Here is a 25,127-nt window from a genome sequence, read left to right as displayed (position 1 = left end):
GGAATGGTCCGATTCCTGATTGAAATTGATATTCTAATAACTTATTACTTCTCTACAGCTTGAATTTTAGCAGCCGTATAAACCTTGGGTGTTGCTGCCGGAAATGATGCAGTAACGATCTCAACAGCATTAGTTGTATCTAATTCACCACTAGCATTGAAGTTAACTTCTCCACCTGTAATGGATTCTTTGTTACTTGGCAATACAATACTAGATTCCAAGTATTTTTTTGTTTTCAGATCAGTTATTAGTACAGTTTCACTAGTAAAATCCCCCTTTAATTCACTAGTAACATACATTCTTGCAGCTTCATAAATTTGACGTGCTGTGGCAACATCAGCATCTTTTTTCGTATTATCAATAATTCCGCCAATCATTGGTATAGCAATAACCGAAATAATCCCCAAAATAACGATAACCGCCAACAGCTCAATCAGCGTAAAACCCTTCTGATTCTCTTCCTTGCTCAATCTTTTCTTAATTGCATTAGCCAACATTTCAATTCTTCCCCCTTGTAATATTAATCCCTTTACCCCATATTGCTGTACAAACTGAACATCGGCAGCATGATCGCCGCTACAATGACTCCTACTACTCCCGCTAAAAAAGCGATCAGCAGCGGTTCCAGCAGCGACTTCAAACGGTCCACGGTGTTCTCGACATCCATCTCATAGAAGTCCGCCACCTTGGAGAGCATCTGGTCGAGGGCGCCGGTCTCTTCGCCGATGGCGATCATCTGCGTAACGAGCGGCGGGAAGACCCACGCTTTTTTGAGCGGATCGGACAGCGGGTTGCCGAGGCGAAGCGAATCGCCCGCACTGCGGATATACTTGCCGATAACCTTGTTCCCGGCGATCTCCTCGACAATGCTCAGCGACTGCAAGATCGGCACCGAGCTGGCATAGAGAGAAGAAAAAGTGCGCGTAAACTGTGCAATCGAACCCTTTTGGTTCAGCTTGCCGAACACCGGAACTTTCAGCTTCGCATAGTCAATGGCGTAAGCCCCTTTTTCCGTCCGCTTCGTAATTTGGAAGGCCGCTACCAGCAGAATGATGCCAAGCAGCCAATAATACCACTGGCCCTGGATGCTTTTGCTTAACGCCAGCACCAGCTTCGTAATCGCCGGAAGATCGGCGTTCATGGATTCGAACATCGTGACAAACTGCGGAACAATGGCCCAGAGCAGATAAATGACAGCCGCAACCGCCATAATGGCTACGGTGATCGGATAAGTCAGCGCGGACTTGATTTTCTCGGTTGTCGTGTGCTGTTTTTCAAAGAACAATGCCAGCCGATCCAGCGTTCCTTCCAAATCGCCAGACTCCTCGCCCGCGCGGACCATGCTGACGAACAGGGAAGGGAAAATCTTCTTGTGCTCCTGAACGGCCTGCGAGAACGCGATCCCGCGCATCAGGCTGGAATTCACGTCCTGCAGCGCTTTTCTCAGCGGCTTGCTGTCGGTCTGCTCAGCCAAAATACGGGTCGCATCGATAATCGAGACGCCTGCGCGGATCAAGGTCGCGAACTGCCGGCAATATATAATAAAATGAATCGTCTTCACCGGATTTCCGATATAAATATCCATCGACAGGATGGAATTCTTCTGCTCGTTCAGCAAAAATACGGTAAGTCCCCGTTTGCGAAGCTCTTCCATCGCCGATGGCTTATCGAGGGCTGTAAGCTTTCCCTTCAACTGTTTGCCGCCGGATGTCCGTACTTGATACTCAAATTGTGGCATCGGCTCTCACCTCCGCCAGATAAGCCTTGGCCGCCTCCGGATGGATCAACCCGTGCGATAAATAATCGCGGATGGCCATGTCAAGGGTATGCATGCCGAGCGAACGTCCGGTTTGCATAATATTTTTGATCTGGTGCGTCTTCTCGGTGCGGATCAGGTTGGAGACCGCCGGTGTGTTCATGAGAATTTCCGTCGCGCACAGACGCCCTTTGCCTTCAGCCCGCGGGAACAGCCGCTGCGAAATGACGGCAAGCAGCACAGAAGCAAGCTGCAGGCGAATCTGATTCTGCTGATGCCCCGGAAAGGCATCGATAATCCGATCAATCGTCTGCGGCGCATCGGTCGTGTGCAGCGTCGCCATGACAAGATGACCCGTCTCCGCGGCGGTAACAGCTGCCGAAATCGTCTCCAGGTCGCGCATTTCCCCGACGAGAATAACGTCCGGGTCCTGGCGCAGCGCCGCCCGCAGGCCGTTCGAGAAGCTGGCCGTATCGCTGCCGACCTCACGCTGATCGATCAGGCACGTGCCGTGGCTGTGCAAAAATTCGATCGGATCTTCCAGCGTGACGATATGCTTGCGCTCATTCCGGTTGATATGGTTTAGCATCGCCGCAAGCGTGGACGATTTCCCGCTGCCCGTCGGCCCTGTTACCAGAATCAGGCCCTGCGGCTTCAGCGCAAGGGCAGACAGCACCGGCGGAAGCGCAAGCTGTTCCAGACTCGGGATTTCAGCCGGAATGCTGCGTGCCGCAATGCTGATCCCTCCCCGCTGCCGGTAGACGTTGACACGGAACCGCACGCCGCCTTCCAGCGGATAAGAGAAGTCGAATTCGCCTGCTTCCCGAAACTCTTTTTCCTGTTCAGGCCCGAGCAGATCGAGCGCCATCTTCTCCGCCTCGGCCGGGCCGACGAGCCCGCCCTCCACGTTGTGCAGCTTGCCGTCAATGCGCAGCACCGGCGGAGCGCCGACCGAAATGTGCAGGTCCGACGCTCTGGAGGAGTACGCCATATGCAGCAGTTGTGTAATCTGTCGTGAATCGGACAGCATCGTTACTCTCCTCCTGTCATTAATGCGAGACCGTTTCCCGCAGCACTTCCTGCAGCGTTGTCAATCCCTGGGATACTTTAAGAAATCCGTCCTCCATCAATTGAACCAATCCCCGCTCCTTCGCCGCTACCCGCAATTCTTCAACCGAGGCCGAATTCGTAATCAATTGGCGGAGATGGTCATCGATCGTCAATACTTCATGAATCGCAATCCGTCCGCGGTATCCCGTCGTGTTGCAGCTTCCGCATCCGCGGCCACGGTGCAAGACTTCACGCTTCAAACCGTACTTGCCCAGCATGATTGATTCCTGCTGGGACGGAACGTAGGTTTCCTTGCAGTCTGTGCAAATCTTGCGCACCAGCCGCTGGGACACGACGCCGATCAGCGACGAAGCGATCAAATACGGCTCGACTCCCATATCGCGCAGGCGTGAAATGGTGCTGATCGCGTCATTCGTGTGCAATGTGGACAGCACCAGGTGTCCTGTAAGCGAAGCTCTGATGGCGATTGCGGCCGTCTCCGTGTCCCGGATTTCCCCGACCATGACAATGTTCGGATCTTGACGAAGAATGGAACGCAGACCCGCCGCAAAGGTTAATCCGATCGCCGGATTGACATGAACTTGGTTGATGCCCTCCAGCTGATACTCCACAGGGTCTTCAACCGTGATGATATTGACGCTCTCTTCATTCAGCTGGTTAAGCGCCGAGTACAACGTCGTCGTCTTGCCGCTGCCCGTCGGCCCCGTTATCAAGAGGATGCCGTAAGGCTTGCCGATCATTTCTTTAAAAGCCTCGACATTGCCGTCGCTAAAACCGAGAAGGTCCACCGATTTGACACCGGTGCTCAGATCGAGCAGCCGCAGAACTATTTTTTCGCCATGCATCGTCGGCAAGGACGATACACGGATATCGACCATCTTGTATTCGAACTGCATCTTGATCCGGCCGTCCTGGGGCAGCCGACGCTCAGCGATGTTCAGGCGGGCCATAATCTTCAGCCGTGCCGTAATGAAGCCCTGCATCTGCTTTGGAATCAGCCGCTCGGTCCGCAGCGTACCATCAATCCGGTAGCGGATGGCGAGATTATTTTCGCCGGGGTCCACATGAATATCCGATGCCCGTAGCTGCACCGCCTGCTGAATCATCTGGTTGACCAGACGGACAATCGGCGAGTCCTCATCGGTAATTTCCGTTTCTTCAATCTCTTCCTGCGACGGAAGCTCCCCCATCATCTGGCTCATTGAATCGCGCATGCCGTAATGCCGGGCGATCGCCCGCTGCAGCTCGTCTCTTGTGGAGATTGCGGGCTCGATCCGGAATCCGGTGCTCATGCGCAAATCTTCAATTGCAAAATAGTCCAAAGGGTCCGCCATGGCCACCATCAGCTTGCCGCCCTCTTTCATAAAAGGCAGAACTTGATAGCGCTTGGCCATGCTTTCGGGAATAATCTGCGTAATCGCAGGGTCGATCTGATATTTAAAAAGGCTTACATGCGGTATGCCTAGCTGAAATTCCAATACTTCGATCAGCTGCTGCTCGGTTATATAACCTTGCGAAATAAGCAGGTCGCCGAGCTTGCGTTTCGATTTGCGCTGTTCGACAAGCGCTTCCTCAAGCTGTTCCTGAGAGATGATCCCATTCTCTACCAGCAAGTCTCCAAGTCTTTTCTTCACAATCGCCAACGCGAACTCATCTCCATGCCGTGTAGTGTTTAATTTTTTATCGGCTGCAAGACTTTAAAATTTTAGCAAAAGGAGTGAGCACTTCCCACTACATTTTCACAAAAAGGAACCGATAAATCTCTTATGTATTCTTTATTTTCGGAGAGCCGGATAATATTGGATTACGCTAACAAAACATAGTTCTAAAGTCTCTGATTACAGGGTAATTTTACATAGTTTTTTATTGCCTATCAATGAAAATTATCCTAGAATGATATATAGCATATAATAGGTAGTTTTACAATTAAAATTGCCTGAAAGTTATCGGTTTTTAGAAAAATTTGAAATAAATTGTCGGAGTTTTGCTCTTATAATGCTCTTATATAGAATCGGGGAGAGATAGCCTTGAAGCTTACCAAATCGAAAATACTTTTAATATTGTCGGGCCTCGCTGTGTTGGGCCTGCTTGTGATGCCTATCAAAAGCCTCGTTCTGAAGGTAAATGCGGAACCCTTTGTTTACAACATCCGCATTTTGGAGGTTACAAACAGTGGGGAAAGCGATCTCAAATCGCTTACGGCGGCTAACATAATCGTTGACACCATGAGCATGAACCGGTTTGTTTCGCTGCGCGATGACTTCGACGGAAAATACGACGCCGTCTATATCGGCAAGGGTACATACAGTAAGTATGATAATTCCGGCAAATCTGATGACTCAAGCGACATCACCTCTCTAAAAGCAAAGGAAATCTCCGACTACTATATTAATAAGGGCCTTACCGTCATTTTCAACAACGCGTCTTTTGAGAGCCAAACCGGCATTCTGTATACTTCGTTCAATAAGTATCGTACAGACTCTCCGAGACAGAACGTCCGTTTTGTCAGCGACAGCGATTTAAGCACGTTCATTAATGACATCAACAGCGACAGTACCGACGTTCTCCGTATGCTGAAGCAGCGCCCGCGTCTCACCATTACCAATAAGAGTGACATTACCGATTACAGTCAAAATCCGGATTACCTTTACAGGCCCGGTGACACCCTGGACTTTAAGTTCAACGCAGCCAATGTGGAAGACTTAAACAATCACCCTATTTTGGTCAAGCTGTATGTTAGTAGGGATAAGTCCGTTCCCATGACGGAGTCGCAGGTCGCTGCCGCCACGACTTTGGATCAAAGCCCCAATGGAGAGATTACGTATACGCTTCCCAAAACGACATCCGGTTTGTTGTACTGGAAATTGGAAATCAGCGATCACTTGAGTGCCACTAAGTTAAAAGATTACGACAGCGGCGTTATCCGTTTCCGGGGGAAGCAGAAGGTTTTGAATATTTTGCAAGTATTGCCCTCCGTAGGCAACAGCGAGCGAACAAGCAGTTTGCTCGATCCAAATAACATGAATCAGAGTTATTTGAATACGGAAGATTACAGATTCAACATTACCGCCAAGCCGGTCTCTGAGTTTAATAATGATATCGCCGCTCAATATGAGCTGGATGGCACCTACGGACTTAACGGCGTATACGACATGCTAATTCTCGGATTCCGGAACAGCGGAAATACTTCCCTCACGGATCGCGCCGCACAAGCTGTTATCGATTACGCCAAGGTAACGAGACAGAGCGTTATTTTGGCAAACGATGCGGTGTATCACGGGAACAGCCCAGCGGCCAGAGCATGGGAACAATACTTTATGGATATCGCCGGACAGATTGATCCGCAGAAGAACTCCAACGTTAATGCGCCTTACGCTGCCGAATCGGTCAAGCCCGTCAACGACGGACTGCTCGCCCATTATCCGTTCTATCTCAGCGCGCTTAATGCCCATAACGAGCAAACGGATATCATTACGCCGGAAATTTCCACAGCCCATAATCCGTCCTATTCGCTAAATCTGGAGGACCCGGAAATTATCCCGTGGTATAACATCATCGGCGCAAACCGGGACAGCGACGACAGTGCGAATCATTACTATACCTATACCAAAGGGAATATAATCTATTCGGCCACCGGTCATATTTTAGGAACGCCCAGCAAGGAGCACTTCCCGGATTGGGAACAAAAGCTGTTCGTCAATATGATGTACCGGGGGTACATCGGTTCCAACCATAAACCGGAAATCACCGTCCATTTACCGCAGCAGAACGATACGGTGCCTACTTATCAGAATGGGATTACCGTCGATTACAAAGTCGAAGATCCGGACCCTGAAGATCAGGAATTATATACGACAATCCGTTTCAAATCGAATGGCGTCTACTTAACCAACACCGGAATGCCGGAAACCTCCATACTTTCGGGAAAAACAGTTCATGCAACCTTCGCCAATCCGCTTCCGGACGGCGGGCCGCTGACCATTGAAATCACTGCCCGGGACAAGCAGGGGGCGCTGACCGTGACAAGCATTGACATCACCGTCCTCAAGGCTTCCGCCAATCTGGAATTGACGCGTACGCTGTCGTCCAATGTCAACGCCAGCGGCGAGGTTGCCATGGATGAGGCGTTTACCATTACGTACTCGGTTAAGCCGAAGTCCATTCCGTTCGATCAGGCGGGGACCGCTAATCAATCCTCAGCAGCGTTGACCATCTCGGACATCAGATTCCTTGAGACGCTGCCCGCTAATCTGGAGCGAAACGGCGACTGGCCTGCGGGGATAAGTGTTTCCGGTGATGGATCAGCCGGATATACATTGAGTAAATCGCTTGGCAGTATCACCTATACGTTAAAGACCGTGGACGGAGTTAAGACTTACGTGCCCGACTCTGCCGGTCCAATCGTCTTCAGCATCAATGTGCGAGCGGCCGTCGCCAATACGTACCATTTTGACACTGCCAAGGTCAGCTTTGTCGATGTTCATCCGGTCTTGGCGGCAACGGAGACGCCTACGGCTGTGGCTACAACCAGTCCGTCGCCTACAGTGACCACGGCCAGTCCGGCTGCAACGGGGACAACCCCTGCTTCATCAAACTTCGACCCGTCGGTCTCCTCGTCCGGCTCGTCGCTGGGAATTGCGGGCGATTATAACGCCTTCGTATTCGGCCCAGCGAATGTGACAGCTTCCTTGAAAGGGAACCTGGCGGCCGGAGGCAACACGACAATCAGCGGTGCAGAAATTAATGAATCCAATGGTAGCCGCGTTCCTTATGCGATCGTCACGGGCGGAGATCTTGATTTTCAAAACGGTACCGTTTACGGCAATATTTTGCATCAAGGAAGCTACACGAAGGTAGACAGCGGCAATATCTTAAACGGAACGTACAAAAAAGGATCACTCATCGATTTCGAGGCGGCGCGCTCCTACTACCAGATTCTTTCGGATAAATTGGCGGATGTTACGCCTAACGGAACTTATGATAAGGATCTCAATTTATCGGGAACTGGCACGGGAACGGATTCCATCGTTGCTTTCAAGATTGAATCTAAAACTTTTGAAAATGCAGGCTGGCCCAATGTATCTCAGATTTCCGGCAAGAATATTATTTATACGATTACCACAAAGGATAAGGATAAAGATAAGGATGTTATTACTTTGAACAAGGCTTTCGGGCTGCCGAGCGGGGTTAGCGGGGATCATGTGATCTATAACTTCCCGGATGCCGAGACGGTCAACATTTCCGGAGTGGAAATCAACGGGTCGGTATTGGCGCCTAGGGGCGTTCTGAACTTCACCAACGGGCAGATTCACGGCAACGTTATCGCGGCAGCGCTCAATGCGTCGTCTCTGATCGACATTAAGTCCTATGCAGGCCCGCTGCCTATTGTGATGCCGACGGCAACGCCTGCTGCAACACCGACGCCAACGTCATCACCGTCGCCGGTACCGACGCCTTCGACAACGCCGTCACCGACTATCCTTTATTTTCCGAAGATGACTGTAACAGCGGTGGAAAGGATAACCAGACTCACGGTATCGGATACCACCTTACTGATCGGGGACCAGCAAAAATTGTCCCGGACGATTGAACCGACGAGCAGAGCGGCAGACCCGTTGAACTGGAGTTCCAGCAACGATTCAATTGTCAGCGTCGACTCGGGCGGCGTCGTCTATGGCAGGTCGGCAGGCACCGCCGTTATCACGGCTTCTACCACCGATGGAAGAAACCTGAACTCTTCGGCTACGGTTACGGTTCTTAATCCGCCGAGTCCGGCACCAAGTCCATCGGTTCAGCCAAGCCCATCGGTTACACCAAGTCCAACAATTTCGTCAAGCCCAACGACTTCCCCAAGTCCAACGAAGCCGGCCGATCGGACATTGAGCCTGAGGGCCGACAAAGATAGGGTAGTCATTAACGAAAGCGTGGCTTTGACCGCGGCTTATTCGAACTCGAACGAGACCGGAGTACAGTATACGTGGAGCGCTGTGGATAACATGGGGAATCCAGTTTCCATTACAAGCAGTCAGGGATCTGCCAACTTCTCCGCAGTGAAATCGGGCGTCTACACGATTACCGTCTCGGTAATCAGCGATCAGTTTAACGAAGCCATTACCCAAACCAAGGAAATTACCGTCGGACTAAACTCCCTGACAATTGGGTACCTTTCAACGGTGTTTGTCAATAATACGATTACTTTGACCGCATTGCCCGATCCAGTTGCCCCTGAGGAGGAGTATGAATGGCATCTTGTCAATAATGGAGACATAAGCTACGGCGGCTTCACCGATGATCAAGGCGTTATCAAAGCTAATGCGGCCGGTAACACTGTTGAGTTTAAAGGTATCCAGCCTAGCGGAGGCATCCAGGTGGTTGTGACAGCAGCCGGAATCACCAGCCCTCCATTCACGATCAAGGTATTATCCGAGCCGAATTTGGAATTCTCACCGGATTACGGCGTAATTAGCATTAATCAGTCACTCAATCTCTATTCGCTCCTGCATACGATCGATCCTTATGGCGATATTCCTGCAAGCCTGGCGGGAAAGCTGGTTTGGAGAATCGAAGGCAATCACGAGGCACCGGCCGTTACGCTCAACGTTACCAATAAATCCACCGTCATCATAACCGGCATTCGGGAGGGGACCGAGAGGATCAAGGTTTCCTATCCAAAAGGAACGGGAGAAACAGCAACCGCCTATTACACGATTAAGGTTGTTGATCCGGATACGGCCGATCATCGTTACTGACAAAGCCGAGCATGAATGCCAAGCCAATAGTATATCTCAATTGAAAAAGAGCAGCCGGTTGAAGCAAATGCTTCTACCGGCTGCTTTAATTCATAGCCGTTCATTCGGCTCTGTCTATGGCTGATTGCCGTCCCCGGTCTGACCGGTCTCCCCCGTTTGGGCAAGAAGCTCAATCGGATTAAGATGAATATTGACCTGGGTCACTCTCGGCAGCCCTACCCGCTGATCGGCAAAGACATCCTCATTATAGCGGATCACGAAACGGGCAGCGGCTTCTCCCTCCTGATTCTGATCCTCAAACCGAAACTCCGGCTGTCCCGGATTCGGATACACTTTGCCGACAACCGCGTTAATCGTCAGATCGCCTTTGGCGAAAAATCCGCCTTCGAGCGAGAAGATGGAGCCCACTCCGTATAACTCAGCCGTACTGTCCGTATAAAAGAAGCCTTTCAAACGAGTCGCCTCATCTCTAAATTCCTCAATACGGTTGATCAGCACGGACCCTTTGGAGATAAGCACGAGTTCCTTATCATTTTTGCCGGAAATGTTGGCGTTCACAACGTCTGTGCTCCCCAGCACGAACATCGTGGAGTCGAGCTTGACCTCTCCCTTGATGTGCAGATTGCCTGTAACCAGAATATTCGCTTGAATCGTTGAATTGTCCACGGTCAAGTCCCCATTGACAATGAGCCAGTGTGATTCTTCGGTGCCCTGCGCCTTGGCCAGATCCTTAATTTCATTATAGGTGGTGCCATCCAGGTTCAGATTCCCATCGATAATTGTGCTGGTTCCGAGACTTATAAGTTTCTGCTTGAACTCTCGAACGGCCGCATCATAAAGTTCCTGCCTCTTCCACTTCAGCTCTTCTGCGGTCAAGGTGTTGTCAACCCATTGGTCATAATCGCTCTTTACAGGCATTTTTAATGTGGTTATGTTTCCAGCAGGCTCCTGAAGCGTATCTACCAATCTTGTTCCTCTTGTCGTTGGAGTTTCTGCGCTGTTTTTACCCCCTGCACCAAAGTAAGTAACGGCGAACTCCGTCTTATTGCCAGCCGATCCCGAAGCTTCGGCGACTTTGTCCAGAAAGGAATCCTCGACGTCAATTTGCACGAAGGTTGACTGCTTCTTGACCTGGGAGTTCTCGTACACCTGCTTAACGCGGTCGTCCAACTTGGAGTATGTCTCTTTATCGGACACCGGTATGTCCTCATAAGCCGTTCCGTCCGTTGAATACCGCATATCCTTGAGCGACTGCACCTGCGCTTCTCCGTCAATCCGGGGATACAAGGTCGTCTTGGTCGATTCGGTAAAATATTTATATTTTGCCACCGGGCTCAGCATTAGCTGGATACCCGCATATAGCTTCCCCTCGATATACGGCGCGCCGTTCAAATAGACGATTCCCTCGGAACCGAGGGAATAATTCAAAAAGTCTGGAAATGTTGAAACTTCCACTTTCTGCTGCAGCGTCCGAACGACGCCGTTGACCGTTGCATTCGCCCGGATCACGATGACATATTTGCTGTTCGTAGAGGCGCCCTTGTCCAGTGTAATGCTTGTAATCCCGTTAGCTGCGCCATTCAGGCTTGTGCTGGAGACGAAGCCGTTTTTCTCATTGTTAAGGGACACCAAAAAGTTTTGAATCGAAAGGTCCAGATCCGCCTGCGGCCTGCCCATGTAATTCTGTATCTTTTGGTTCACATCGGCGGTCACATACGCCATGACTTCATCAATTTTTTTCTGCGCCAAATGGATGCTCTGCACATCGTTCTCCCGCGTTTCGGTCCGTGTGGCTCCGCCGATAGTTGCGCTAAGAACACCGACTCCGAGAATCGTAAGCAAAAGCACAATGAACATGACCAGCACGAGAGCAGAGCCCTGTTCGGAGGACAAACGCTCTCCTATCCGTCCTAATCTCATGTCTGTACGATCAGAAGTACCGCTCCTCCGCATGTTGTAAACCGAACCTCCTAAAATCCGAATTGACTGCTCAGCTCCAGCTTATCCTCTACATTTCCTTGGTATTTCAGCACCAGCTTGATCTCAATGGTCCCGGATTCATAGGGAGTGTCAAGCGGTGCGGTTCTTCCATCCGTCTTGATCAACGTGATCGTTGACCCCTCCAGTTTAGATTGAACGGCAATCGGGGAGCCGGAGTCCGCGCCGGTGCTGCCCGTTGCAATAACAATCTCATCGCCGTTTACAGCGATGATCTCCGGGTTGGCACCGCTTTTGATCAGTTCAATGCCGCCGGTTATGTTCTGCACTCGTTCGGGACCATAGGTGTACAGCTTCGTAATGATGGTGGACATAATGAGATCGGCCTCATCCCGCAAAGCGTTCTGTACTGTAATTTGGTGATAGCTTCGCATGCCGAACATCGTCACACCAGAGATCAGTCCCAAGACCATGGCAAAAATCGTAATCGAGCTGATCAACTCGACCAGGGTGAAACCCCGTTCCTCTGCTTTTAGGCGCCTAACGAATTCGTTCATCGGTTATATACCCCTCCACCTCTACGGTATTGGCAGGTGGACTCACGGTATTCGCACGTCTGACCTCCACTTTAACCGGCAGCAAGTAGCTCCGGACAGATGACTGGTTAAGGATGCTTGACACCGCGCCCGTTGGCTGGGGCTGGTTGCCCCATACACCCGACTGATAAACGACATCGATGGTGTAAGTAACGCCGTTCACCCGGGGATGCAGCACACTCGCCAAAGACTCCGTGTCAAAAGTATCCCGGTAAGCCTGCCCTTCAGCGGTGGTATTGTTGCCGCAGGCATCGATTTGGCAGACATTGGCGGATACCGTGTAGCCTTTAGTGACAAAAAAATCCTGCGTTTTCTCAAAATCCTGCTTCTCCATATAAAAAAGCGCGTTCCGCGCCAGATTGACCATAATCGTCTTGTTCTGGTTCGATTTCGAGTAGGACATCGCGTTGACGAAGTATGACGTCAGGACCAGGGAGACGATGGATAAAATCACAATTGCCGCGAGCACCTCGATAAGGGTGAAGCCCCGCTCCTGTTTTAGGTCGAACCGCATAGTTTTCTTTCCTCCGGACCGCATGATGATTTCGCGTTTGCACATCGTTTAGACCTAGTTCTCCTATCATTATATGCTGTGGGCCTAAGACCCACAATGAGTTTCACCGAGAGAATCTAGCACTCTCTACAATGTATATCGGTAAAAGACTATGCTATGATTTGGCTGAAAGGAGGATTTGATGATATGGCTTTGATTGAATGCCGGTTTTATTCGGAAACCTTGGGGCTGGGCACGTCGATGACGGTAATTCTGCCGCAGCAGACGAAGACGCAAATTGGAATGGGCGGCGTCACCCGGGGAACTTCCCTCCATCCCACCTTGTATCTGCTGCACGGCTTATCGGATGACGACTCCATTTGGCTGCGCCGCACGTCGATTGAGCGGTATGTCGCTGATTTGGGGATCGCGGTCGTTATGCCACAGGTGCACCGCAGTTTTTACACGGACATGGCATCCGGAGGCAGCTACTGGACCTTTATCAGCGAGGAGCTGCCGGCGCTGGCGCGCTCGTTCTTTCCGCTGTCTGCGGAGCGTGAGGATAATTTCGTAGCGGGCTTGTCGATGGGAGGGTACGGGGCAATCAAGCTGGGGCTTCGTAAGCCGGAGGCTTTTGCCGCCGCGGCCAGCCTGTCGGGAGCGCTGGATGTGACGAATCTCCATTTAAGACATGGCAACGTGATGTCCAAACGGGAATTTGAGTTGATCTTTGGCAAGGAGGATATCTCGGGGACCGATGAGGACCTTTTAGCCTTAATCCGCAAGGCGGACGCCTCGGGCGGACCGAAGCCGCTGCTCTACCAATGCTGCGGTACGGAGGATTTTCTGTACGAGGACAATCTGCGTTTTCGCGACGCCGCCCGATCGACTTCATTATCCTTAACTTATGAGGAGGGCCCGGGAAGCCATGAATGGGGTTACTGGGATACCAAAATTCAGGATGTGCTGGCCTGGCTGCCTCTGCGAGGGTAAATTCACTTTAAGAGGATAAAACCACTTATTAAGAAAGCTGCCCTTCTCCACTTGAAAGTGGTCTCCTCTTATCCACTACGGGTGCTTTTCCGGTGCTGCCAAAACTGTAATAGTGCATCTTCTTTCGTTGATCCTTTAATCGATTGGAAATGAGCTGCGATCGTGCAGGAATTCCAAGCTATTTCTGCAATAGCAAGAAATTAAGTGGAAAAACATGTATTCGCGCAGGAATGTTCCCTCTTAAGCTAATTTACTGACCATCTTTCAAAGTCAAAAACTTTATTGATCGCGTCGATCGTATGCCAAACTTTATTCTCCTGTGTATATAGAAAAAATGACATTCAACTGTTGCCAGTTTGAATGTCATTTTTAGTGAATTACTTTGTTTGTTCCTCAAAACAGAACCCGTGATGTCTACTCGAGTGGCCTCTTGGATCTGTTTTTGCCGGATAACACGCTTAAAGTTTCTCCGCAAGCTCCGCAACCCATTTTTTCGCTTCGAGCAGATTCTCTTCCGCCCTAACGATCGCCGCCTGCACCTGCACAGTTGCCGTACCGCCGTACACGTTGCGCGCATTGACGACCGCTTCCGGCTGAAGCACCGCGTAAATATTCTCGTCGAACAGCGGCGAGAACTGCTTGAATTCGTCCAGCGTCAGATCGAGCAGGAATTTGCCTTCATTGATGCAGTACAGCACCGTTTTTCCGATGACTTCATGCGCCTGACGGAACGGCAGTCCTTTGCCGACCAGAAAATCCGCAATATCCGTCGCGTTGGAGAAATCGGTATTGACCGCTTCCCGCATCCGCCCCTTGTTCACCTTCATCGTCGCAATCATCGGCGCGAACAATTGAAGGGCGCCCGTCAGCGTCGTTACCGTGTCGAACATGCCTTCCTTGTCTTCCTGCATGTCTTTGTTGTACGCCAGAGGCAGGGATTTCAGCACCGTCAGCAGGCCGATCAGGTTACCGTAGACACGGCCCGTCTTGCCACGCACAAGCTCCGGCACGTCCGGATTCTTCTTCTGCGGCATAATGCTGCTGCCTGTGCAGAAGGCATCATCCAGCTCCACAAAGCTGAACTCCGTGCTGCTCCACAGCACCAGCTCTTCGCTAAGGCGCGACAGATGCGTCATGATCAGCGAGGCGTTCGCCAGAAATTCGACGATAAAATCACGGTCGCTGACGGCATCCAGACTGTTCTCATAAACACCATCAAAACCAAGCTGTTCCGCAACAAAATGACGATCGATCGGAAAAGTCGTTCCCGCCAGCGCTCCGGCGCCCAGCGGCAGCACATTGATGCGCTTATAGCTGTCACTCAGCCGCTCCGCGTCCCGGCGGAACATCGAGACATAGGCGAGGAGATGATGCGCGAACAGAATCGGCTGGGCCCGCTGCAAATGCGTATATCCGGGCACAATGGTCTCCACATTGTCTTTGGCCTGCTCAATCAGCGCTTCCTGAAGCCCATGCAGCAGGTCGACAAGCTCCACCACCCGGTTGCGCAAATACAGATGCATGTCCGTCGCCACCTGGTCGTTGCGGCTGCGTCCCGTATGAAGCTTGCCGCCGACCGGGCCGATTTCCTCGATCAGATGCTTCTCGATGTTCATATGAATATCCTCATCCGAAACGGAAAATTCGACTTCTCCGGCGCGAACCTTTTCCAGCACCTTTTGAAGTCCGTTCTTAATCGTCTCTACATCTTCCTGCGGCAAAATCCCGCATTTGCCCAGCATCGTCACATGCGCCAGACTGCCCTGCACATCTTCTTCCGCCAGCGCTTTATCGAAGCCGATGGAGGCTGTGTATTCCTCCACGAGCTTATTCGTTCCTTTGGTAAAACGTCCACCCCACAGCTTGCTCACCGCTCAATTCCCCCTCTTACGACGTCAGAGGCCGCTCCTTCCTTACGGGGAGGAACGGCCTTCGTCAGTTCTTATGTGACGGATACTTTTGCGTACCCGATTTTTGCTCGATCCTGCGAATTCGCGGCAGTACAAGCCATTCCCAAGCATCCAATTTCCTTCTCAAACCTATACGCCGAACAAACTAAGGTTTATCCAGGCACTTCGCACACTTCAGACCTGCCGGTTTACATCGACAGACCTGCGGCTTATTTCGCCGATTCGGCCACTCCGGTCGAAACCTTCAGACGCAGCGCGTTCAGGCGGATGAAGCCGGTAGCGTCGCCTTGATCGTAGGCCTGTGTCGGATCGGCCTCCATTGTCGCGATATTCGGATTGTACAGGCTGACCGGACTCTTGACGCCGGCGCCGATAATGTTGCCTTTATACAGCTTGAGGCGTACGGTTCCGGTTACGTTCTGCTGGCTCTCGGCTACAAGCGCCTGAATCGCCGTGCGTTCCGGAGCGAACCAGAAGCCGTTGTACACAAGCGTGCTGTAACGGGTAATCAGGCTGTCGCGGACGTTCATGACTTCACGGTCCATCGTGATGGACTCCATTTTGCGGTGAGCGGTGAACAGAATCGTTCCGCCCGGCGTTTCATAAACGCCACGGCTCTTCATGCCGACAAAGCGGTTCTCGACCATATCCACACGGCCGATGCCGTGCTTGCCGCCAAGCTCATTCAGCTTCTCCATAACCTGGAGAGGTGCAAGCGGTTCGCCGTTAAGGGCAATACAGTCGCCCTTCAGGAATTCCAGCTCAATGTATTCCGCCTCGTCCGGAGCGTCCTCGGGCGCGTTCGTCAGCAGGAACATTTCCTTGTTCTCCGGCGCGCTGGCGTCGAACCACGGATCTTCCAGTACGCCGCTCTCATAGCTGATATGCAGCAGATTGCGGTCCATGGAATACGGCTTTGCAGCCGATGCCTGAACCGGGATGCCGTTCGCTTCCGCGTAAGCGATCATTTCCGCGCGGCCCGGGAATTGGTTACGGAACTCTTCCAGCCGCCAAGGCGCGATAACCTTGATGTTCGGAGCCAGACCAGCCGCTCCAAGCTCGAAGCGGACCTGGTCGTTGCCCTTGCCGGTCGCGCCATGCGCAATCGCTGTCGCGCCTTCCGCGATGGCGATGTCGACCATGCGCTTGGCGATCAGCGGGCGGGCGATGCTGGTGCCGAGCAGGTACTGCCCTTCATACAGCGCCCCCGCCTGGAACATCGGGTAGATGAAATCCTTGGCGAATTCCTCGCGCAGGTCGTCGATATATACTTTCGACGCGCCGGTAGCGAGCGCTTTTTCCTCCAGGCCATCCAATTCTTCCTTCTGGCCGATATCGGCCGTAAAAGCGATAATTTCCGCATCGTATGTTTCTTTCAGCCATTTCAGAATGACCGAGGTATCCAGGCCGCCGGAATAGGCGAGCACGATTTTTTCTTTTGCCATTACAAATGTCTTCCTTTCTGCTTAAGGGATTTCTCGCTGCACTTTATCTCCAGGCAAGGAGGGATCAGCCCATCAGGGCGGCCATCAGCGCTTTTTGCGCATGCAGCCGGTTCTCCGCCTCGTCGAAAATAAAGGAGTTCGGTCCGTCGATCACTTCGGCGGTCACTTCCTCGCCCCGGTGGGCTGGCAGGCAGTGCAGGAACATATAGTCGCTCTTAGCGCCTTTAACGAGCTCCTCATTGACCTGAAAATCCTTGAACGCCGCTTCCCGCGCCAGCTGCTCTTCCTCGAAGCCCATGCTCGCCCATACATCCGTGTAGATGACGTCGGCATCCTTCACCGCTTCTTCCGGACTGCGCGTGATAACGATCTCGGAGCCAGTCTCTTTAGCAATTTCCCGCGCCTTGGCTACAACGGCGGCATCCGGCTCGTAGCCTTCCGGTCCTGCGATGGAGACATGCACCCCAAGCTTGGCCCCGCCAAGCAGAAGGGAATGCGCCATATTGTTGCCGTCGCCGATATAGGCAAGCTTAAGGCCTTTCAGCCGGCCTTTTTGCTCATAGACCGTTTGATAGTCGGCCAGAACCTGGCACGGATGCGCCAGATCGCTCAGGCCGTTAATGACAGGCACCGAAGCATAGCGCGCCAGTTCTTCGACCTTGTCATGCCCGAACGTGCGGATCATGATGCCGTCCAGATAACGCGACATAACCTGCGCCGTATCGCCCACCGTCTCGCCGCGTCCAAGCTGGATGTCGTTCTTGCTCAGGAATAAAGCATGTCCGCCAAGCTGAAACATGCCCACCTCGAAGGAAACGCGCGTGCGTGTGGATGATTTTTCAAAAATAAGACCGATCGTCTTGCCCAGCAGTGGCTGATACACTTCACCGTTCTTCTGCTTGCGCTTCAGCTCGATAGCCAGGTCGATCAGATACTGGATTTCCTCCGGACTGTAGTCGTCCAGCTCCAGAAAATCCCGGCCTTTGAGCACGATGCCCTTTGCATTGTCCGTGATGCCCTGACCCATGAATCCGTTCCTCCTTCTTATTGTTGCGGAAACCCGCGAATATATAAACGCTTGTATGCTCTATCGCTTAAGCCTTGTGATTGTTAGCATAAGTATGAATGAGTTCCGAAAGGATGTCCACCGCCTGGTGGATTTCTTCCTTGGTTACGTAAAGGTTCGGCAGCAGACGGATGACATGCGTTCCCGCCGTGACGAACAGCAGACCCTTGGACTGTCCGGCCAGTACGATCTCACCGACGGGCGACTGGCACTCGATGCCGATCAGCAGGCCTTTGCCGCGGATGTCCACTACGAATGGACAATCGGCCAGCTTCTCTTTCAGCAGCCCTGTCAAAAACTCGCCGGACTCGGCCGCGCGCTGCGGAAGATTGTCCTCCAGCATCGTCTCGATGGTAGCCGCCATAACCGCCGTCGCCAGCGGTGTGCCGCCGAACGTCGTGGCATGGCTGCCCGGAGTGAACACCTCGCGCAGATAGCCCTTTGCAAGCATTACTCCTGCCGGGAAGCCGCTCGCTATGCCCTTGGCAACCGTGAAAATATCAGGCTCAATGCCGTAATGCTGATGCGCGAAGAGCTTGCCCGTGCGGCCCATCCCGGTCTGCACTTCGTCCACGATCAGCAGCAGGCCGTGCTGCTTGCACAGCTCCACGACGCTGTTCAGGAACTCCGGCTGCACCTCAAGCACGCCGCCTTCCGCCAGCACCATCTCCAGCATAATTGCAGCTGTATTATCCCCGATGGCCGCTTCGAGCGCAGGAAGATCATGGAGAGGCACCGTGACAAAGCCCTGCGGCAGCGGCAGGAAGCCGTCTTTTACCTTCTGCTGTCCCGTTGCCGTCAGCGTCGCCAGCGTGCGTCCATGGAAAGACTGTTCGAATGTAATGACCTCGTAGCGGCCCGTACCTTTCACCTTCTGGTGGTAGCGGCGCGCCAGCTTGATCGCGGCTTCGTTCGATTCCGCCCCGCTGTTGCAGAAGAACACCTGATCCGCGCAGCTGTTCGCGGTCAGCAGTTCGGCCACCTTGTCCTGTCCAGGGATGTGGAACAGGTTGGATACATGCCACAGCGTATCGATCTGGGCTTTCAACTTCTCGCCAACCTTCTCCGGAGCGTGTCCGAGACTGGTCACCGCCAGACCGCAGGTAAAATCGAGATATTTATTGCCTTTATCATCCCATACCCAGCTTCCTTTGCCTTTGACCAGACTGATATCAAATCTCGCATAGGAAGGAAAAACATGTTCCAGCTTCCCCGAAGACACCTGCTGACCCGCTGTGCTGATTCCCGCTCCCGTGTCCGCGACCTGTACTTCCTTCAAAGAATGATTTTCCGCCTGCGTAAGCTTGCTCATTTCCATTCACTCTCCCCCCGCCCACGCCGCTCTTAAGCGACGGCCGGCATGATTTTATTGGATTCCACCCAGCAGGCCCCCGGCGTTCCAAGTATACCGTCCTTTGCCGTTTGCCTAACTATCCGTTATTCCCTTATTCCCGCACGATCCGTGTACCGATAGTCTCGCCGGACAGCACCCGCCTCAGCACTCCCGGCTCCTTGCCGTCGACGATCACGACCTCGGATACGCTGCCCTGGATACAATCCACCGCGGCCCGAACCTTGGGGATCATTCCCCCGTAAATCTCGCCGCTGCCGATCATTTGGTCGATCTCGTCAACCGTTACCGAAGGCAGAACTCTTTTGCTTCCGTCTTCAACAGTCGTCATAATTCCCGGCACATCCGTCACCACAATCATCTGCGGCGACTGCATGTAGGAAGCAACCGCTCCGGCCGCCGTATCAGCGTTGATATTGTAGCGCTGTCCGGCAGCGTCCACGCCAAGCGGCGCGATCACGGGGATGTAGCCGAGCGCCAGAATACCCGCCACAATTTCCGCTTTGACCCTGGTCACATTGCCCACGAGCCCTACCTCATCACTGTTCGCCACAGGAGCTGCGGTAATGAGATTCCCGTCCACGCCGGATAGGCCGATCGCCTTCCCTCCGCTTCCCTGAATCCGTCTTACAATCGCTTTGTTGATGCTGCCCGACAGGGTCATCTCCACGACATCAAGCACTTCCTCAGTCGTTACCCGCAGACCCTTCACGAAGCTGCTCTCAATGCCGAGACGAGCCAGATTGTCCGATATCGCCGGGCCACCGCCGTGAACGATGACCGGCTTTACCCCTTCCTCTTGCAGATGCCGAAGCTCATCAAAAAAAGAGTCCGGAAGCGCGGTCAGCGTACTGCCGCCGCACTTCATCACAAACATTCTCTCATTGCCCGCGCTATTATCTTTATAAGCACCATTTTGCGTCATGAGTTTCGTTATCCTTCCTTGTAGAAGGCCGTATTATGCCTTCATTGTATATGTCATACAGCAACGCCGGAAACGTCCGCCTTTTAAGTCCGGTAAGCGGCGTTGATCCGCACATAGTCATAAGTCAAATCGCAGCCCCATGCGGTGGCGCTGCCCTCGCCGTCAGCCAAATTCACGGTAATAAGTGTGGTGTCCCCCTGCAAATAGGCCAAAGCCTCCGCTTCGTCAAAGATCACAGGCTTCGACTGGCGCAGCACCTCAATAGTGCCAAGCGATATATTCACCTTGTCGACCGATACCGGAACACCCGCTCTGCCGACTGCGGCAATAATCCGTCCCCAGTTGGCATCCGCGCCGAATATGGCGGATTTAACCAGGCTGGAGCCTACCACCGTCTTCGCAATCGCACGCGCCGCCGCTTCGTCACCCGCGCCGTTAACCTGTACCTCAACCAAATGAGTTGCGCCTTCGCCGTCTCTGGCAATCGCCATCGCAAGATGGCGGCACACATGCGTGAACGCTGCTTCAAAAGCTTCCCAATCCGGATGCAGCTTATTCAGCTCTTCGTTGCCTGCCAGACCGCTGGCCATCGCTACGAGCATATCGTTGGTGCTGGTATCGCCGTCCACGGTAATCATATTGAATGTCGTGTCCGTCGCCTTGCGCATCAGCGTCTGAAGCGCCTCCTGTCCAACGACGGCATCCGTCGTCATAAAGCCGAGCATGGTGGCCATATTCGGATGAATCATGCCGGACCCCTTGGCCGCTCCTGAGATCAGGACTTCCGTATCCCCGATTCGGACCTTTACACAGCATTCCTTTTTCACCAGATCGGTCGTCAAAATCGCCTGGCAGAACTCCTCCGCCCCGTCCGCATCGCCCGAAAGCTTCGCCGGAAGAGAGGCAAGGCCGTCGCGCACGCGGTCCATCTTCAGCAGCTCGCCAATAACGCCCGTCGATGCAACCGCCACATCATTCTCGCTGACGCCGAGGTGCCGGGCGGCGACCGCCCGCATCTCATAGGCATCAGCCTCGCCCTGTTCTCCGGTGCAGGCATTGGCATTGCCGCTGTTGACAACTACAGCCCGAAGAACGCCGCTGCCGAGGCTCTCCCGTGTTACCTTAAGTGGAGCCGCCTGGAACAGGTTCGTTGTATATACCGCCGCTGCCGTCGCCGGCACCTCGCACAGTATGGCTGCGAGATCGTTGCGGTCAGTTTTTTTCAAGCCGCAGTGCAGGCCTCCGGATGTAAACCCTCTAGGTGTCGTAATGCTTCCGCCTTCCACGACGGTGTACAGCTTCTCACTCATGTCTTATTTCCCGTTAAGCTTTACGGATACACAGGCGTGTAACCGAGCCCAAGGGTTTCCTCCCATCCCATCATTAAATTGAGATTTTGAATCGCCTGCCCCGCCGCGCCTTTCACGAGATTGTCGATAACCGAAATAATCGTGACCCGGCCAGTACGGGCATCCGTCGCAAATCCGATGTCGCAAAAGTTCGATCCGCTGACTTCCTTCGTCGCCGGCCAGATCCCGGCATTTCGCACCCGGACAAAAGATCTTCCCTCATAATAGTTACGATATAAATCGACAAAATCCTGCTCGCTGTAATCTCCGTTCATACCCGCATACATCGTGGTCATAATCCCCCGGGTCATCGGAACGAGATGCGTGGTGAACGTTACCGTCACCGCTTCTCCGGCAATCTCAGTCAGAGCCTGCTCGACTTCGGGAATATGCTGATGCTTGTTGATCTTGTAGGCTTTAAAGTTCTCATTTACTTCCGCATAATGAACGCCTACGTTTACTCCGCGTCCCGCGCCCGATACACCCGATTTGGCGTCAACGATGATACTGTCCGGTTTGATCCATCCCGCCTTAAGCGCCGGAATCAGCCCAAGCAGCGTCGCCGTCGGATAGCAGCCCGGGTTGGAGATAAAATCCGCGCCCGCCGCGCGTTCCCCGAACACCTCGCACAGTCCGTATACCGCCTGTTCCAAATAACTCGCCTGCGGAGCCGGATGCTTGTACCAGCGCTCGTATTCGCCGCCGTCTTTCAGCCGGAAATCGCCGGACAGGTCAACGACCTTAAGGCCCGCCTCCAGCAGCTGCGGAACCAGCTTGGCGCTTACGCCGGCCGGCGTAGCCGTGAACACGACATCCGCCCTTTCCTTCATTTCCGCCGCATCCACGCCGTCCAGATTTCGATGCAGCACGCCGGTCAAATGCGGAAATCCTTCTTCGATCGGCGCTCCTGCGCTTGAAGAGGAAATCACCGAGGTGATTTCCACCTTCGGATGAACCTGAAGCAGCCTTATCAGCTCCACGCCTCCATATCCCGTCGATCCCACAATTGCCGCTCTTAGCTTGCCTTCCACCGTCATTTCCGGTTACCTCCTGCCGTTTCTCTCTATTATACCGGATAATTCGACTTATCCGCCGTCCTTGGAAATATGTATTATTATACGTCCTAATTAATATAAATACAACCGATTATGTAACATTTATATCCTCCAAGAATAGCCGATTCCCACCCCATACCATGTACATTTTCCACTTTCCTATTTTAAGAAGAAACGCCTGACGGCGTCTTTTAAGACGCAAGTACGTTTCTCGTAAAAATATAAGACCAAACGATAAGCGCGAAGCTTATAAAGTCTTATATTTCGAAAAAAGAAGCGCCGCTTCTCCTATAGTTACAGGAAAAACTACGCTTCTCTCTTGAATCCTTCGCCCAGCACCTCATGCGCGTCGCTGATAATGACGAACGCTCCGGGGTCCACCGAGCGGACAATTGCCTTCAAACGGGCCGTCTCATTCTGCCCGACCGCCACCATCAGGATCGTACGGTTATCGCCGGTATACCCGCCGTGAGCATCCAGCTTCGTTAGGCCCCGGTTCAGATCATGCAAAATCGCGTCGGAGATCGCCTCGGTATGATCCGAAATAATATAGGCTACCTTGGTATAGCTGAAGCCCACTTCCAGCGCGTCGATGACCCGGCCCGTTACGAACAGACCGATAAGGGCATACATGGCCTGCTCCATCCCCAGCACGAATGCGGCCAGCGTAATCACCGTGCCGTCCAGCAGGACGACGGACAAGGAGAAGCTGAAACCGGTCACCCTCTGGATAATCTGCGCCAGAATGGTAAGGCCCCCTGTCGATCCGCGTCCGCGGAACACAAGGCCGAGGCCGAGACCGACACCGATTCCGCCGTAGATAGAGGCCAGCAGAGGATTAGCTGTCGGCACCGGACCGTCTTTGGTCAAGTAAATAAACAGCGGTAGCACAATGCTGCCCAGCAGCGACCGGAGCCCATAGCTTCGGCCCAGGATCAACACGCCAAGTATAAAGAGCGGGATGTTAAGCGCCCACTGGGTAAAAGCCGGCTCCGCTCCGAACCACGACTCCGCCAAGATGGACAAGCCCGATACACCGCCGGAAGCGATCCGGTTCGGCAGCATGAACAAGTTGAAAGCGAGCGCGGTAATGAGCGAGCCAACCATGATCATCGTCGTATCCGCAAGATGACGGAGCGGTCCGTTCAGCGGAATAAGCGGCGGCCTGCCCCGTGTTTTCATTGCAGCCATCGGTTACTCAGCCTCGGTCTTGATCTGGCTGCGTAAATATCCGTCGATAAAAGCATCGAGATCGCCGTCCATTACGGCACCGACGTTGCCGGTCTCCACTGAGGTGCGATGGTCTTTGACCATGCTGTACGGGTGGAAGACATAAGAGCGGATCTGACTGCCCCAGGCTATGTCGGATTGCTCGCCGCGAATCTCATCCAGCTCCCGCTGCTGTTCCTCGAGCTTGCGCTCATACAGCTTGGAACGCAGCATCGTCATCGCGCGCTCCCGGTTCTTGATCTGGGAACGTTCATTCTGACAGGTCACTACTATGCCTGTCGGCTGATGGGTAATCCGGACTGCTGAGTCGGTCGTGTTGATATGCTGACCGCCCGCGCCAGTGGCCCGGTACGTATCAATCTTCAGATCCTCGGTGCGGATCTCGATGTCGATATCTTCATTGATTTCCGGCACCACGTCGCAGGATACAAAGGATGTATGCCGTCGCCCCGAGGCGTCGAACGGGGAAATGCGCACCAGACGGTGAACACCTTTTTCCGCCTTCAGGTAACCGTATGCGTTATAGCCTTTGATCAGCAAAGTTACGCTTTTGATTCCGGCCTCATCGCCCGGCAGGTAGTCCAGTACCTCCACCTTGAAGCCGCGCTTCTCAGCCCAGCGGGTGTACATTCGAAGCAGCATCTGGCCCCAATCCTGGGATTCCGTTCCGCCGGCTCCCGGATGAAGCTCCAGAATGGCGTTCAGCTTGTCGTAAGGCTGATTGAGCAGAAGCTGAAGCTCAAACTCTTCCAGCTTGCCCGTCAGCGCGCGTACATTCGCTCCGATCTCGGCAGCTAGTTCTTCGTCGCCTTCTTCATCCGCGAGTTCGGCCATCAGCAGCGCATCGTCATATTCCTGCTGCAGCTTCTGGTACTCGTCTACGCCAGACTTAACGGCGTTCATCTCGGCAATAAGGCCCTGCGCCTTCTCATTGTCATCCCAGAAATCCGGAGCGGCCATCTTCTCCTCGAAGTTGGCGATCATCTCCTTCTTGAGGTCTAAGTCAAAGAGACCCCCTAAGGTTGGTTAATTTCTTGCCGATTTCGCGTAAGTCTTGCTTTACACTTGGATCAATCATGTACTCACTGCACCTTCCATAAAGGATATATTTGAATGGGTATAATCAAGAAGAAACGGCCGAGCCGCTTACGGGAATCTCCCCGGCCCAGCCGTTCCTCATTTTCTTTTCATCATACCGAC

18 protein-coding genes are annotated in these 25,127 nt (G+C 53.0%); 2 read left to right on the top strand and 16 right to left on the bottom strand.

What is annotated here, in order from left to right; genetic code table 11:
• Positions 1-44: 44 nt before the first annotated feature.
• The 4 genes from EH198_RS16730 to EH198_RS16715 are packed head-to-tail and all read right to left on the bottom strand — an operon-like array spanning position 45 to position 4,470.
• A complete protein-coding gene (locus tag EH198_RS16730) occupies positions 45-497 on the bottom strand; it encodes a type II secretion system protein (protein WP_185702932.1) in 453 nt (150 codons plus the stop codon).
• A gap of 32 nt (positions 498-529) precedes the next feature.
• On the bottom strand, positions 530-1,738 hold the full coding sequence (locus tag EH198_RS16725; protein ID WP_124696666.1) for a type II secretion system F family protein: 1,209 nt from the start codon (positions 1,736-1,738) through the stop codon (positions 530-532).
• Positions 1,725-2,786, bottom strand: a complete 1,062-nt coding sequence (locus EH198_RS16720; RefSeq protein ID WP_124696665.1) for a type IV pilus twitching motility protein PilT — start codon at positions 2,784-2,786, stop codon at positions 1,725-1,727. Before EH198_RS16720 ends, EH198_RS16725 begins: the two co-directional genes overlap by 14 nt.
• 19 nt (positions 2,787-2,805) lie before the next feature.
• Positions 2,806-4,470, bottom strand: a complete 1,665-nt coding sequence (locus tag EH198_RS16715) for a GspE/PulE family protein (RefSeq protein ID WP_124696664.1) — start codon at positions 4,468-4,470, stop codon at positions 2,806-2,808.
• Between the two features lie 384 nt (positions 4,471-4,854).
• On the opposite strand from EH198_RS16715, the gene EH198_RS16710 reads away from it, so the two are divergent.
• Positions 4,855-9,576 carry a collagen-binding domain-containing protein gene (locus EH198_RS16710; RefSeq protein WP_124696663.1) on the top strand — a complete coding sequence of 1,574 codons (4,722 nt, stop codon included), beginning with the start codon at positions 4,855-4,857 and terminating at the stop codon, positions 9,574-9,576.
• A 114-nt stretch (positions 9,577-9,690) separates the two neighbouring features.
• Here the strand turns inward: EH198_RS16710 and EH198_RS16705 are convergent, their stop codons facing one another.
• The 3 genes from EH198_RS16705 to EH198_RS16695 all read right to left on the bottom strand — a co-directional run bounded on the left by EH198_RS16705 (position 9,691) and on the right by EH198_RS16695 (position 12,624).
• Positions 9,691-11,469 carry a hypothetical protein gene (locus EH198_RS16705; protein ID WP_124696662.1) on the bottom strand — a complete coding sequence of 593 codons (1,779 nt, stop codon included), beginning with the start codon at positions 11,467-11,469 and terminating at the stop codon, positions 9,691-9,693.
• Positions 11,470-11,546: 77 nt separating this feature from the next.
• Positions 11,547-12,071, bottom strand: coding sequence for a PulJ/GspJ family protein (locus EH198_RS16700; protein WP_124696661.1), 525 nt, complete (start codon positions 12,069-12,071; stop codon positions 11,547-11,549).
• Positions 12,055-12,624 (bottom strand): prepilin-type N-terminal cleavage/methylation domain-containing protein, encoded by a 570-nt coding sequence (locus EH198_RS16695; RefSeq protein ID WP_124696660.1) that lies wholly within the window; start codon positions 12,622-12,624, stop codon positions 12,055-12,057. The genes EH198_RS16700 and EH198_RS16695 overlap by 17 nt, the downstream gene beginning before the upstream one ends.
• A 186-nt stretch (positions 12,625-12,810) precedes the next feature.
• On the opposite strand from EH198_RS16695, the gene EH198_RS16690 reads away from it, so the two are divergent.
• Entirely contained in the window at positions 12,811-13,596 is a 786-nt protein-coding gene (locus tag EH198_RS16690; RefSeq protein ID WP_124696659.1) for an alpha/beta hydrolase, read from the top strand.
• A gap of 458 nt (positions 13,597-14,054) precedes the next feature.
• Here EH198_RS16690 and argH read toward each other — a convergent pair whose 3' ends face one another.
• From argH to prfB, 9 genes are all read right to left on the bottom strand, one after another.
• Positions 14,055-15,467 (bottom strand): argininosuccinate lyase, encoded by a 1,413-nt coding sequence (argH, locus tag EH198_RS16685; RefSeq protein WP_124696658.1) that lies wholly within the window; start codon positions 15,465-15,467, stop codon positions 14,055-14,057.
• 248 nt (positions 15,468-15,715) lie between these two features.
• Entirely contained in the window at positions 15,716-16,951 is a 1,236-nt protein-coding gene (locus EH198_RS16680) for an argininosuccinate synthase (RefSeq protein ID WP_124696657.1), read from the bottom strand.
• Between the two features lie 64 nt (positions 16,952-17,015).
• On the bottom strand, positions 17,016-17,978 hold the full coding sequence (gene argF / locus EH198_RS16675) for an ornithine carbamoyltransferase (RefSeq protein ID WP_124696656.1): 963 nt from the start codon (positions 17,976-17,978) through the stop codon (positions 17,016-17,018).
• A gap of 67 nt (positions 17,979-18,045) precedes the next feature.
• Positions 18,046-19,329, bottom strand: coding sequence for an aspartate aminotransferase family protein (locus EH198_RS16670; RefSeq protein ID WP_124696655.1), 1,284 nt, complete (start codon positions 19,327-19,329; stop codon positions 18,046-18,048).
• Between the two features lie 133 nt (positions 19,330-19,462).
• Complete coding sequence (gene argB, locus EH198_RS16665) at positions 19,463-20,245, bottom strand: acetylglutamate kinase (protein ID WP_246014374.1); 783 nt, start codon at positions 20,243-20,245, stop codon at positions 19,463-19,465.
• 131 nt (positions 20,246-20,376) lie between these two features.
• The gene (gene argJ / locus EH198_RS16660) at positions 20,377-21,603 is read right to left on the bottom strand and encodes a bifunctional glutamate N-acetyltransferase/amino-acid acetyltransferase ArgJ (RefSeq protein WP_124696653.1); all 1,227 of its coding nucleotides are present in this window, start codon (positions 21,601-21,603) and stop codon (positions 20,377-20,379) included.
• 20 nt (positions 21,604-21,623) lie between these two features.
• On the bottom strand, positions 21,624-22,679 hold the full coding sequence (gene argC, locus EH198_RS16655) for an N-acetyl-gamma-glutamyl-phosphate reductase (RefSeq protein ID WP_124696652.1): 1,056 nt from the start codon (positions 22,677-22,679) through the stop codon (positions 21,624-21,626).
• A 324-nt stretch (positions 22,680-23,003) separates the two neighbouring features.
• On the bottom strand, positions 23,004-23,888 hold the full coding sequence (locus EH198_RS16650; protein WP_124696651.1) for a YitT family protein: 885 nt from the start codon (positions 23,886-23,888) through the stop codon (positions 23,004-23,006).
• A 3-nt stretch (positions 23,889-23,891) separates the two neighbouring features.
• A protein-coding gene (gene prfB / locus EH198_RS16645) for a peptide chain release factor 2 (protein WP_124696650.1) occupies positions 23,892-25,005 on the bottom strand; the annotation gives its coding sequence in 2 pieces (ribosomal slippage) (positions 23,892-24,932 and positions 24,934-25,005; 1,113 coding nt in all).
• Positions 25,006-25,127: the final 122 nt, after the last annotated feature.

The sequence above is a fragment of the Paenibacillus rhizophilus genome (assembly GCF_003854965.1).
Lineage (GTDB): Bacteria > Bacillota > Bacilli > Paenibacillales > Paenibacillaceae > Paenibacillus_AQ > Paenibacillus_AQ rhizophilus.
The sequence above is the reverse complement of the archived record's forward strand: the minus strand, read 5'-3'. Positions and strand labels throughout refer to the sequence as shown.

Coding starts and splice junctions, on each gene's coding strand:
- EH198_RS16700 (WP_124696661.1), bottom strand. CDS start 12,071: ATGAACGAATTCGTTAGGCGCCTAAAAGCAGAGGAACGGGGTTTCACC.
- argJ (WP_124696653.1), bottom strand. CDS start 21,603: ATGAGTGAGAAGCTGTACACCGTCGTGGAAGGCGGAAGCATTACGACA.
- argB (WP_246014374.1), bottom strand. CDS start 20,245: ATGTTTGTGATGAAGTGCGGCGGCAGTACGCTGACCGCGCTTCCGGAC.
- EH198_RS16730 (WP_185702932.1), bottom strand. CDS start 497: ATGTTGGCTAATGCAATTAAGAAAAGATTGAGCAAGGAAGAGAATCAG.
- EH198_RS16690 (WP_124696659.1), top strand. CDS start 12,811: ATGGCTTTGATTGAATGCCGGTTTTATTCGGAAACCTTGGGGCTGGGC.
- EH198_RS16670 (WP_124696655.1), bottom strand. CDS start 19,329: ATGAGCAAGCTTACGCAGGCGGAAAATCATTCTTTGAAGGAAGTACAG.
- EH198_RS16680 (WP_124696657.1), bottom strand. CDS start 16,951: ATGGCAAAAGAAAAAATCGTGCTCGCCTATTCCGGCGGCCTGGATACC.
- EH198_RS16650 (WP_124696651.1), bottom strand. CDS start 23,888: ATGGCTGCAATGAAAACACGGGGCAGGCCGCCGCTTATTCCGCTGAAC.
- EH198_RS16725 (WP_124696666.1), bottom strand. CDS start 1,738: ATGCCACAATTTGAGTATCAAGTACGGACATCCGGCGGCAAACAGTTG.
- argC (WP_124696652.1), bottom strand. CDS start 22,679: ATGACGGTGGAAGGCAAGCTAAGAGCGGCAATTGTGGGATCGACGGGA.
- EH198_RS16720 (WP_124696665.1), bottom strand. CDS start 2,786: ATGCTGTCCGATTCACGACAGATTACACAACTGCTGCATATGGCGTAC.
- EH198_RS16695 (WP_124696660.1), bottom strand. CDS start 12,624: ATGCGGTTCGACCTAAAACAGGAGCGGGGCTTCACCCTTATCGAGGTG.
- argF (WP_124696656.1), bottom strand. CDS start 17,978: ATGGGTCAGGGCATCACGGACAATGCAAAGGGCATCGTGCTCAAAGGC.